The following is a 12645-nucleotide window of genomic DNA, read 5'->3' as shown; positions in this document are numbered from 1 at the left end:
CTTTTGAAATGCATTTCTAAATTCGATATTTATTCTATCTTTATCTTATGTATAGATTTGCCTTTTTTACCGCTTTTGTTCTGTTTTTATTTACCTCGTGTAAACAGTATACTGATTATGTGAAATCAGATGCATCTTATTCTTACTATGTTAATGAAGATCGTGTACAAGATTATCTGGGTAAATCTGCAGAAGCTGTTTTTAAAGTTCAAATACCGGTAAAGTTGATTAAACGGGATAATAATGCCGGACCATTAGGTTTACAGGTGAATGGTTTTGGTGCTTTTGATGTTTATTGGGATGGTATTTTTGTGGGAAGCAACGGTAAAATGGTCAAATCTGGTCAGCCCGAAGTAGCTGGCACTGAAACGACGTATTATGAAATACCCGAAAAAAGAGGCAATATTGGCTTGCACATGATCACTATTATTGGAACACAAACGCAATTGCGAGAAGCAAATCGTGGAATTGATATAAGACTCGAAAGCTTTTTAAGACTTCATCGCTCGCCGCTTATTGTAATGTCTTTTATGAATCTCATGGCAGGAGCTTTTCTTATTGCTGCTATTTATTATTTTTTTCTATACATAAACAGCACTCGTAAAGAAACAACTGTTTTGGTTTTTGGCATAATTTGTCTGCTTTTCTTCTGTCTTTTAATTATAGAATATGTCAAATTTTATGTAGACATTCCGTATACTCAATTTTATACCCGTTTACAAATCGTGGGCTTGCTTACTTTTGCCATTTCAATTCTGGTTCCTTGGTATTTTATGTTGCAGTTTGACTTCAAAAAAAAGCGGTTGTTTTTGTTTCTTTTGTTTACCAGTCTTATTGTAATCTATATTACGAATTATGGACATTATGATAGAACTGCTATTTATTTTAGTTATGCCATGTGTCTTGTTTCTATTATTATAGCAGCAAATGCCACATTCCGAAAAATCAAAGGCGGATCGATTGTTGTCGCGGGCTTACTGGCAAGTGTTGTTGTTAATCGCTATATTTTCTATGATTTTGGATTGTTTATCGCTTTTACCATCATCGTACTTTCTATGTTGTATCTTCATACCATTCGGGCAAAAGCAATCGAAGAGGCTCATAATGCATCCTTATTACTTTCGTCAAGATTGCAGTTAGAACTGATCAAGAAAAATATTCAGCCGCATTTTCTTCGAAATACTTTGACCTCGTTGATCGATTGGGTTGAAGAATCACCACAGCAAGGCGTTGTATTTATTCGCGCACTGGCAGACGAATTTGATATTATGAATGCCATTTCCGAAGATACACTTATTCCTATTAGACAAGAAATTGAATTGTGTCGAAAACATCTGGAAGTAATGTCTTTTCGTAAAGAAGTTTGCTATGATTGGGAGGAAAAAAATATTGATGAAAATGAAGAAATTCCACCTGCGATTATTCATACTATTATTGAAAACGGAATTACACACAGTTTACCGCCCAAAAAAGGCTGTATTTGTTTTTGTTTAAGTTTTACAAAAGAAAAAAACTATAAAGAATATACATTACAAACGATTGCAAAAAACCGAAAAACTAGAAAAGAGAAAAGTAACGGAACAGGTTTTAAATATATCAGTGCCAGATTGAATGAAAGTTACGGTACCAACTGGCATTTTGATTCTCATGAAGTAGAGGAAGGCTGGATGACAACAATTAAAATTTTTGATAAAAGATGAAGATTCTGATTATTGAAGACGAGGCCAGAATTGCCAAACGAATAGAAAGAATGACCCGGGATTTTTTTGATAAGGAGACCGGGATTTTACTTTGTGATTCAGTTGAAAACGGATTAAGTATCATTGATCGAAATTCAATCGATTTGCTATTGCTGGATTTGAATTTAAACGGCGAAGATGGGTTTGATGTTCTGCAAAATGTGGTAGCAAGGTCATTTCAAACCATTATTATTTCGGCTTATACAGATAAGGCAATTACAGCATTTGGTTATGGAGTTCTGGACTTTGTGGGCAAGCCCTTTGATGAAAACAGATTGACACAAGCTTTTAGACGTTTTACGTCACCAGAAAAACAACCCAATGGAGATCTTCAGTTTTTAGCAGTAAAAAAAGGGAAAACCATTAGACTGGTCCCCATTAAAGATATCCGATACATTAAAGGCGCGGGAATTTATACTGAATTGCATTTATCAGATAACCGTATTGAACTTCATGATAAATCTTTAGAATCTCTGGAAAAATTACTTCCCTCAACTTTCGAGCGAATACATAAATCGTTTATTGTCTGCTGGAATGAAGCCGACAAACTCATTGTAGAACCCGGAGGTAAATACAGCATGTTACTTAAAAATGCCGAACTTTTGCCTGTGGGCCGATCTAAGTACAAGGAAATCCGCCATAAAATGATTTGATTTTGTTATCTCAAAACAGGAATTTTTACAAAACTATCAGTATACCATTTTATTTGCAAAGGCACTTTTGCATCTTTAATAGTTTCATCGCTTACTTCTTTATCGGTTCCATAATTTAATTGAGAAAACGAATTTTTATTTACATCGACAACAATAAGCAATCTGCTTCCTTTGCTTAATTGCTTGCTTACCAAATGCGTATTTGAAAAAGAAATTGTTTCAATTGTATTAGGTTTTAGTAATTGTCTTTTTTCAATATTTTTTGCATAACTGGCGCGGCCAATGTAATAGGACAAATGAAAATATTCGCCATTTGGTAATACTTCATAAACAGTTACAGCCAAATCAACATCTCTTTTATTGATACTTATTTTTAATTCTCCTAAAAAGGAACCGTTTACAATTACAGGTTCTTTTAATGGATCACTTATAAAACGAAATCCACTCGTTGTATCCATTTCTTTTTTAATTATCGGATCTGGATAATAATCGTTGTTGCTGCTTTTCTGTCTGTCAGCAAGATCTATTTGTTGTAATAGAAAATCTTTTTTACCGGATTTTTTAGAGTTTGCCGTATAAAAATTTCCAGACTTAGTATTTGTTAAATAAAAAGTTAGAAAGTCGTTGTGCATTTTATCTATAGAAGAAGCACTTCGCCATGAGTTTGCGCCCATAACTTCATAATTGATTTTATCTTTTAACACTTCAGGTTTAGTCCCGTTCTTCAAAATAAAATCAAACCATTGATACGTGATTTTTTTGATATCGATTAATGCCAACGAATCAACTTTATAATCATTTATAACAGCTTCACCGCCAATTTGAGTTCCAAAATGTCCGTATGGACCAATAATTAAATAAGCCGGCGTATTGGGATTGTATTTTTGAAGTTCTCGTAAATAATATAAACTTGAATTTTGAGAATCGTTATAATATCCATCAAAAGCTAAAACGGGAATATTTATTTGCGCAAAATCTAATTTGTACGGAGCCATTTTTTGCCAGTAATTATCAAATGCAGGATGACTTATCCATTTTTGAAACAATCGGTTTGGTTCTCCATCAATGCTGTCCAGTTTTTTGTAGGCTGTACCGGATTCCCACCATCTTGATTGCATTGTTCTAAAACGCTGTCTGTTATTTCCCGAAACCGTATCTAAATATTTATTATTGCTAACATAAAAAGCCCACTCGTAATTTGGATTAATAAAAATATTATTTTCCATTGGCAAACCCATTCCGGGTCTGTTAGCAACATAAGGAACAATTGTTTTTAGCGCCGGATGAACTGTTTTGCAAGCCGCCCATTGCGTAAAACCATTATAACTGCCGCCAAACATTCCAACACTTCCATTACACCATTTTTGTTTACTAATCCAGTCAATGGCATCATAAACATCGGTGCTTTCATTCTCGTACGGATTTATTTCATTTGGACTAAACCGTTTTCCTCTGCTATATATCATTATACCAATATAACCATGATCTGCAGCTTCTTTTAAGGTTTTTAGATCTCTGCCTTTGTCTCTGACATAAATTGTATATTGAAGAATTACCGGTTTCGGAGTATTATCTTCTTTTTTGCGAACAATTATGGCTGATAAAATCGCGCCATCACGGGTTTTTACCGAAACGCTATCCTGAATATCATAATTACTTGTTTGGCTGGCCAATTTCGTAGCTTTTGTTTGCTGAGCCGATAAATTGATAACAACTAAAAATAAACTTATAAATAATAGGATTCTTTGATTGCACATAATTAGAAAGTTAAATGAATTCTAATTAATAGACAACAATTATTGAAAAGTGTTACAATTAAAGCTTATGTTTTTAATTATAATTAGCTTTGATTTTAGAGCCAGTTTTTTTGTTTTAAGCGTTTTGACTATATTTACTTCACACAATAATTCTTCACAATGAAAATCAATCTTCTGATACCTACTCAATTCTCATTCATTTTTGGATTTTTTTTCTCTGTAATTTCCATGAATGCTCAAAATGAGACTTATTCAAGCCCGGTAAAACAGGAGATTGCCGATACAACTTTTGTGAATTTAAAAGATTATAGCAAAGATTTTATCTACGACATGAAATATGCGACTGAAGATAATTTTCTGAAAGCCAAAGTATATGATTGCGCCGAATGTGTTTTACGTTTAAAAACTGTGCAGGCACTAATTGCAGCCAATAAAGATTTTATGAAAAAAGGATATAAAATAAAGCTGTACGATTGTTACAGGCCTTTATTTATACAAAAAAGAATGTGGGAAATTGTATCGAATCCGGAGTATGTCGCAGATCCAAAAAAAGGTTCAATCCATAATAGAGGAGGAGCGGTTGATATTTCTATTGTTGACGCCAATGGAAAAGAAGTTGATATGGGAACTCCTTTTGATTTCTTCGGAATTAAAGCAAGTCACAATTATACCAAACTTTCGGGTAAAATAAAATCTAATCGTGCTTATCTTAAAAAAGTAATGATTGCCAATGGCTTTAATTCATTCGACTCAGAATGGTGGCATTATAATTTGAAAACCGGTTTAAAAGATAAGGTTTCCAATCAAAAATGGGATTGCGAATAACTATTCCGCATATCCAGATATCCACAAAGTATTTTTTGTTATTCATTTAAGAAGATTATCGCTTCTTAGATACTATTATTAATATCAATAAAATATTCAACTCGCATAATCGTAGCAGACAATTTTTAGTTCTTTAAAATTGTTTTCCATGCACATAAAATTTCTTTAATTACTCCGTATTCTATTTTTTGTCGTGATTTACATCTGTTTATAAAACTTGAAGATATAATGATTTTATTTTTATTTATATAGGATTAAACTTATGTATTAAGAATATAAAAAAAGTTAATTCTAACAAATTACTGTTTTGAATGTTAAAAAAGAGAGAATAATCTTACCTTATCTGTCGAAGTGCATAATAATATACTGAATTATATATTATTGATTAATTTTTTTTGGTTAATTTCATCATCCTAGTTTTTTAACTACCTATATATTAGATAGTTGTGATTTTATATCCTCCTTAGAAAGAATGCTTTGACTAGCTCCTTTAGTCAGATATGCTTCTGTTTTTGTATAAGCCTCATTATTAACAAAAGTTTTTTTTTAACCATTAAAAAATTATTATTATGAGACTAAAATTATGTTTATTGCTCGTTTTTATTATTACTTTTTCCTGGGCTCAGACCACGAAAACATTTGTCACCAACGGAACATTTCCTGTCCCGAATGGTGTAACTTCTATTAATGTAAGTGCATGGGGCGGAGGAGGATCCGGCGGAGGTGCGAGCGGTGCCGGATTGCTTTTAGGAAGAGGTGCTGCCGGTGGAGGCGGAGGAGCCTTCGCAAGCTCCACACTTACAGTTACTCCCGGAGCTACCTTGAATGTAGTAGTGGCTGGTCAGACTTTGGGAGCTTCCGGAGCTAATGGCACAGCAGGAGGCAATTCTACTATTACAGGGTATGAATCTTTATTTCTAGCCGCTGGTGGTTCAGGTGGAGGAGCAAACAATGCAGGTGGAACACCTGTTGGTGGCATTGGAGGAACAGTTGCAAATTCAAAAGGAACAGTTCGTTTTGCAGGAACTTCAGGAGGCAATGGTAGTACATCACTATTATCATTATTGCTTTCTTCAGGAGCTGGTGGTGCGGGGGCTAACGCCGGAGGTGCAGGAGGTGCATCGTTATCGAGTCTAATTTTGGGTACTGCACCCGGAAATGCTGGTTCATCTCCAGGTGGCGGTGGCGGTGGGGCAATAAATTCTGCATTAGGTGCCGCTCAAGTTGGAGGTACTGGTGCGGCAGGTCAGTTAACTATTTCTTATACGTGTCCAACTTATAATATTACCAGTACAACAGCCACTAATGTGTGTGCTTCTAGCGGTACAACATCAACAGTAACAGTAACTTCTGGCGCATCATCATTACCGGTTGGTAATTATGTAGTGACTTATAACAGAAGTAATCCCAGTGCTACAGCATTAACAGCAAATTTAACAGTGAGCACAGCAGGAACCGGTGTCTTTACAGCAGTAGGATTAAATACTGTAGGTTCCAGTACAATAACAGTAACCAAAATTACTTCTCAGACTTGTTCTTCAACTATTAGTTCTAACAATACTGCCACAGTAATTATTTCGCCTGCCACAGTTGCAGGAACAGTAACTGGCGGAACAACAATTAATGCAGGAAGCACAAGTGGTTTATTAACTTTATCAGGTCATACAGGAACTGTTGTTAAATGGCAGTCATCAGTGAGTCCGTTTACAACATGGGTTGATATTGCAAATACAAATACAACTTATACTTCAGGAACATTAACAGCAACTACACAATTTAGAGCAGTTGTTCAGAGTGGTGCTTGTGCAGCAGCAAATTCTGCTGCAACAACAGTAACAGTAGTGCCTTTACCCACTATAACGGGATTAGCTGCAAGTAATGTATGTACAAGTGCTACTGCACAAAGTACAGCTCTAAGTTACAGTGCAACAACGGGATCTCCAATTACCTATAGTATAGTTTGGAATTCTTCTCCTGCAAATAGTTTTGCAGCTGTTACAGATGCAGCATTGCCATCCAGTCCAATTACGATTGCAGTTCCTGCCGGAGCTGCCGCCGGAACTTATACCGGAACATTAACTGTGAAAAATGCAAACGGCGGTATAAGTACAGGTTCAATTTTTACTGTAACTATAAATGAAACTCCTACAATTACATCAGATGGCGTATTTTCTCTAATTTGTGCAAACGGCTCTTCGCAAATAGCAACTTTATTTTATATTGCTTCTTCCGGTAATCCTACAAGTTATGCCATTGATTGGAACAGTACAGCAAATGCCGCTTTCTTACCGGATATTCCTGATATTCCAAACGTTTTTGATCCAACTGGAAGTAAAATTGAAATAGAAATACCAGCAAATGTTTTGCCGGGAACCTATAACGGGTCACTTATAGTGAAAAATGGATCTTGCAGTTCTGCATATCCGGTAACCATAACAATAATTGAGCAAGCTGTTGGCGGAACAGTAACTGGCGGAACAACAATTAATTCTGGAGAGACAAGTGGTTTGTTGACTTTATCAGGTCATACAGGAACTGTTGTTAAATGGCAGTCATCAGTGAGTCCGTTTACGACCTGGGTAGATATTGCCAATACAGATACAACTTATACTTCAGAAGTATTAACAGAAACTACACAATTTAGAGCAGTTGTACGAAATGGATTTTGTCCGGTTGTAAATTCTGCTGCAACAACGGTTACAGTAGAGGCTTTACCTACTGTAGATGTAATAGCCGTAACTAGTGTATGTTCAAGTACTGCAGAGCAGGAGACAGATTTAATTTATGAAACGACCGGGTCTCCGCTTACATACAGTATCGTATGGGATTCTTCTCCTGCAAACAATTTTGCAGCTGTTATTGATGAACAATTGTTTGGCGGTACTCTTCCTATTATCCATATTACTGTTCCAGCCGGAACTGCTGCCGGAACTTATACCGGAACATTGACAGTAAAAAATGCAAACGGGGGTACAAGTGCAGGTTCAATTTTTACAGTAACTGTAAATGCAACTCCAACACTTACAACAGACGGAGAATTCTCTGTAGTTTGTGCAGGCAGCGCTTCGGTATCTGCTTTAACATATACTGCTTCTTCCGGAAATGCTACAAGTTATGCTATTGATTGGGACAATGCGGCAAATGAAGCCTTCCTTTCAGATATTCCTGATACATTACAAAATTTTGATCCAGATGGAGGAAAGATCGAAATAGCAATACCAGCAAATGCTTTGCCGGGAACCTATGAAGGATTATTTACATTAGAAAATGAATTTTGCAGTTCTCAATATCCGGTAACCATAACAATATTCCCGGCAACTGTTGGTGGAACAGTAAATGGCGGAACAACAATTACCTCCGGAAACACAAGTGGTTTACTAACATTGTCAGGTCATACAGGTTCAGTTGTTAAGTGGCAGTCATCTGTAAGCCCTTTTACGACATGGGACGATATTGCCAATACAAATACAACTTACACTTCTGAGGTATTAACAGCAACTACACAATTTAGAGCAGTTCTACAAAGTGGGGATTGTGCAGTAGTAAATTCTGCTGCAACAACTGTAACAGTAGAGGAATTACCTACTATAACCGGAGTTGGTGCATATGCTGTATGTTCAAGTGCAGCAGCGCAAAGTACAACGTTATATTACAGTGAAACAACCGGATCGCCGGTTACCTACAGCATAGTATGGGATTCTTCTCCTACAAACAGTTTTGTTGCTGTGACTGATGAAGTACTGCCTGCCGGTGATATAACGATTGCTGTTCCTGCCGGAACTGCTGCCGGAACTTATTTTGGTGTATTGACTGTAAAAAATGTAAATGGAGCTAGCAGCACAGGTTCTCTTTTTATTGTAACTGTAAATGCAACTCCAACAATTGTAACTGATGGAATATTATCTGAAACTTGTGCAGGTACCTCCTCGGTATCAGCTTTATCCTATAGTGCGTCTTCTGGAAATCCTACTGGTTATGCTATTGATTGGGAGGAAGATGGAAATGATGCTTTCTTACCGGATATTATTTATGGTGAGCAGACTTTTGATCCAAGCGGAGGTAAAATCGAATTTTCGATACCAGCAAATGCATTGCCGGGAACTTATCAAGGATTATTTACAGTGAAAAGTGATTTTTGCGATTCAGAATATTATCCGGTAACTATAACAGTAAATCCAAAAACTGTAGGCGGAACAGTAAATGGCGGAACAACAATTATTTCTGGAAGCACAAGTGATCTGTTGACTTTATCTGGTCATACAGGTTCAGTTATTAAGTGGCAGTCATCTGTAAGCCCTTTTACGACATGGGTTGATGTTGCTAATACAAATACGACTTACACTTCAGGTGTATTAACAGCAACTACACAATTTAGAGCAGTTGTTCAGAATGGGGATTGTGCAATAGTAAATTCTGCACCAACAACTGTAACAGTAGAGGATTTACCAGAAATAACAGCAGCAGAATCAGCAAATACAGTTTGTAGAAGTAATGCTGCACAAAGTACAACGTTAAGTTACAGTGCAACAACGGGATCTCCTGTTTCTTATAGTATTGTTTGGGATTCTTCTCCTGCAAATAGTTTTGCAGCGGTTACAGATGCGGCATTACCAGCCAGTCCAATCACGATTGCTGTTCCTGCGGGAGCTGCTGCCGGCACCTATACCGGAACATTGACTGTTAAAAATGCGAGCAATGTTAGCAGTGCAGGTTCACTTTTTACAGTAACTGTAAATCCACCTCCTACAATTACAACAAATGGAACAATCTCTCCGGTTTTTACAAGTACCAGTTCACAAACAACATCATTGGCATATACTGCAGTTACAGGAAACCCGACAGGGTATTCTATTAATTGGGACATTTTTTCAACAAACAGTCCAATAGACAATCAAGGTTTAACTCCATTTACTTTTGCTCCGGGCGGGGGCGTGATCAATACAATTGAAATATCTCCAAATATTCCGGACGGAACCTATGTTGGAATACTGACTATTTATAACGAAACTTGTATTGTTGAAGCTGTGGGCGTAACAATAGTAGTTAATGATGCGGTTGTACCACCAACAATAACAGTAGCAGAATCAACAAATACTGTTTGTTCAAGTAATGATCTGCAAGGAACAGCGTTAAGCTACAGTGCAACAACAGGATCTCCGGTCTCTTATAGTATTGTTTGGGATTCTTCTCCTGCAAATAGTTTTGCAGCCGTTACAGATGCAGAATTGCCTGCCAGCCCAATCAAGATTCTGATTCCTGCGGGAACTGGTGGCGGAACTTATACCGGAACATTGACTGTAAAAGATGCCAACGGTGTCGTAAGTACAGGTTCGGTTTTTACAGTACCTATTAACCAATCGCCGGAAGTTACAATTACAACTACACCAGAAACATCTGGATCTTTGGGGAGTATTTTTGTAGAAAATTTACCTGAGGGTAATTCGTTGGTAGCGATTAGTCCAGGCGGAACAATTTACGAATCAAATACAGGTTCTTTACTTATTGATAACCTGTCATCCGGTACTTATCTTCTAAAAATAATTTCAGAGCAAGGTTGTGATCAGGACGTAACAGTTGGAGTTCCTTATCAATTTTTCGCACCAGAAGGTGCAAAATCGGCAAACAATTCAATTTCAATAGCTTCTGCAAACAAAGTGATTAACGTTGAAACTTTTAATGAAAATATTGATGAGGTCCTTGTTTATGATATGTCAGGTAGTTTACTCTATAAAAAAGAGAAAATTGGCGATTCTAAACTGGTTATAGATAATTTAACCAACCGTCATCAGATTTTGATCGTCAAAGTTGTTTTAGATAATAATCGAACTGAGACAAAAAAAGTAAGTTATTAAATTGAATTGAGGTTAATTTAAAAACCATTCCGTTTTGCGGAATGGTTTTTTTTATGAGAAATGGCGAATAGTTATTCAACGCATCGAATGTTTTCCATGAAATAAGTATCAGGATGATATACTTTTTTGTTCATTTCAGAAGTTAATTCGCTTCTTACGATATAATCTTCAATATCAGTTAAATATTTAATTCGCATAATCGTAACAGGAGATTTTTTTAGTTCTTCAAAATTATCTTTCATAAACATGAAAATTCCGGTAGTTACCCTGTTATTATATTCTTTATCGCGAATAAGAGTTCCGCAGTTTTCCTGATCGATATGAATTAGCGTTACAATTTTACCGTTTTGCAATTGTAAAAATACTTTTGAATTTTTGTCAAAACAATTTGCTTTTACAAAATCTTTGCTTTTTTGAATCAATTGCAGGTTTAAGGTTGGTAAACCATCAGTTTGTGCCAATGAAAAGAACACATAATTTGAAGTTCCGCCAAAGTTTTTTTCGCTTATCATGTATTCGTTTGTAACTTTATAAGTACCAATAGAATCAGATACATTTGCACTGTATTCACATGGTTTTTGGGCAAAAGCGGTAAAGGTTAATAGGAAAAAAGTTAATGTAATTAGTTGTTTCATTTTTCAGTTATTTTTCTGCAAATTAAAACTATTTTGTTATCATTTTTATCTGTTGTAAAAAAACAATACAAATTTCCTCCATTTTTTATTTTCCATTTTTTTCTAATGTTTTCTACCGTGTCCGGAAAATTTCTGGTAGTAATATTTGCCTGCTGATTTAAGAGTTCGGTTTTCATATCATTTTTGCTGTATGAAATCACTTTTTCAATTTCAAAAGCTCTTCCCGGAAAATCAATCAATTCATCAGAAGTATATAAATGAGAATGTTTATGCAGTTTATTTATTTGGAAAGAAGTACTAACTTCATCAAAACCACCAGATTTCATAATGGCCGAATTGGGTTCGTACAGAAATTTTTGTGGTAAATGATAAAAAGGCAAATCTAATTGGTCGCCCAAAATAAATTCAAAAGTTTCAGTTTTGTCTTTTAAAATGTTCGCTGTTTTGATGGTTATTTCGCCCGAATAATGATTGTGAATTTCAAAAAGCAATTCTTTTACTTCATTTTCCAAAGCAATAATATGAATATTTTTCACGAATTTCAATTCAGATAAACCTGCAGAAATATCTAATAAAGGCGCTGTTTTAATTAAAATTGAATTGCTTTTTTCGAAGTAAAAATCTAAAGATTCCGGAACATTTGGCAAACAGTCTTTCAGCATAAAAACTTTGCCTTTTGCATCATTTCTTCGAGAAGGATCAATATAAATCCAATCCCATTTTTGCTCTAAATTATTTAAAATAGTTGAAGAATCATCGGCATAAAATGTACAATTATCAACTTGTAACTGCTCAAAATTATGTTTTACAATTGCCGATAAATCTTCGTTAATCTCGCAATGTGCAACGACTTTAAACTTTTTAGAAAAATAATAATCATCAACACCAAAACCTCCTGTAAGATCAATTAAACTTTCGCCCGAAATTAAAGAAGCTTTATAAGTCGCTGTTTTCTCAGATGAGGTTTGTTCTACAGAAATCTTGCTTGGATAAATGATGTTTTCTGTTGAAAACCAGGTTGGTAATTTTTCTTTTGCTTTTGATTTGGCTTCAATTTGATTTAAAATTGAAATCCATTCTACTTCAGGAAAAGGATTTTTCTGAAGCGCTAATTTTGTAATTGAAACACCGCTATTTTGGGTAATAAATTCTTGAATATTTTGTTGTAAAATAGAAGTGTTCAA

7 protein-coding genes are annotated in these 12645 nt (G+C 35.4%); 4 read left to right on the top strand and 3 right to left on the bottom strand.

The genetic code is table 11. From position 1 onward, the window contains the following. Positions 1–47: 47 nt before the first annotated feature. Entirely contained in the window at positions 48–1700 is a 1653-nt protein-coding gene (locus BUE22_RS11295) for a histidine kinase (RefSeq protein ID WP_243396822.1), read from the top strand. Then, positions 1697–2392 carry a LytR/AlgR family response regulator transcription factor gene (locus BUE22_RS11290; RefSeq protein WP_073395125.1) on the top strand — a complete coding sequence of 232 codons (696 nt, stop codon included), beginning with the start codon at positions 1697–1699 and terminating at the stop codon, positions 2390–2392. The genes BUE22_RS11295 and BUE22_RS11290 overlap by 4 nt, the downstream gene beginning before the upstream one ends. Positions 2393–2397: 5 nt before the next feature. Here BUE22_RS11290 and BUE22_RS11285 read toward each other — a convergent pair whose 3' ends face one another. Continuing rightward, positions 2398–4149, bottom strand: a complete 1752-nt coding sequence (locus BUE22_RS11285) for a CocE/NonD family hydrolase (protein ID WP_073395124.1) — start codon at positions 4147–4149, stop codon at positions 2398–2400. A 159-nt stretch (positions 4150–4308) separates the two neighbouring features. On the opposite strand from BUE22_RS11285, the gene BUE22_RS11280 reads away from it, so the two are divergent. Then, positions 4309–4974 (top strand): M15 family metallopeptidase, encoded by a 666-nt coding sequence (locus BUE22_RS11280; RefSeq protein ID WP_073395123.1) that lies wholly within the window; start codon positions 4309–4311, stop codon positions 4972–4974. Between the two features lie 569 nt (positions 4975–5543). Then, on the top strand, positions 5544–10826 hold the full coding sequence (locus tag BUE22_RS11275) for a T9SS sorting signal type C domain-containing protein (RefSeq protein WP_073395122.1): 5283 nt from the start codon (positions 5544–5546) through the stop codon (positions 10824–10826). A gap of 71 nt (positions 10827–10897) precedes the next feature. On the opposite strand, the gene BUE22_RS11270 is transcribed toward BUE22_RS11275, so the two are convergent. Next, the gene (locus BUE22_RS11270) at positions 10898–11461 is read right to left on the bottom strand and encodes a hypothetical protein (RefSeq protein ID WP_042565064.1); all 564 of its coding nucleotides are present in this window, start codon (positions 11459–11461) and stop codon (positions 10898–10900) included. Next, positions 11458–12645 (bottom strand): THUMP-like domain-containing protein, encoded by a 1188-nt coding sequence (locus BUE22_RS11265; protein ID WP_073395121.1) that lies wholly within the window; start codon positions 12643–12645, stop codon positions 11458–11460. The genes BUE22_RS11270 and BUE22_RS11265 overlap by 4 nt, the downstream gene beginning before the upstream one ends.

This window comes from Flavobacterium pectinovorum (assembly GCF_900142715.1).
GTDB lineage: Bacteria > Bacteroidota > Bacteroidia > Flavobacteriales > Flavobacteriaceae > Flavobacterium > Flavobacterium pectinovorum.
The sequence above is the reverse complement of the archived record's forward strand: the minus strand, read 5'-3'. Positions and strand labels throughout refer to the sequence as shown.

Bases quoted from the DNA above. Each gene is read 5' to 3' on its own strand.
- BUE22_RS11295 (WP_243396822.1), top strand. From the start codon at position 48: ATGTATAGATTTGCCTTTTTTACCGCTTTTGTTCTGTTTTTATTTACC.
- BUE22_RS11290 (WP_073395125.1), top strand. From the start codon at position 1,697: ATGAAGATTCTGATTATTGAAGACGAGGCCAGAATTGCCAAACGAATA.
- BUE22_RS11285 (WP_073395124.1), bottom strand. From the start codon at position 4,149: ATGTGCAATCAAAGAATCCTATTATTTATAAGTTTATTTTTAGTTGTT.
- BUE22_RS11280 (WP_073395123.1), top strand. From the start codon at position 4,309: ATGAAAATCAATCTTCTGATACCTACTCAATTCTCATTCATTTTTGGA.
- BUE22_RS11275 (WP_073395122.1), top strand. From the start codon at position 5,544: ATGAGACTAAAATTATGTTTATTGCTCGTTTTTATTATTACTTTTTCC.
- BUE22_RS11270 (WP_042565064.1), bottom strand. From the start codon at position 11,461: ATGAAACAACTAATTACATTAACTTTTTTCCTATTAACCTTTACCGCT.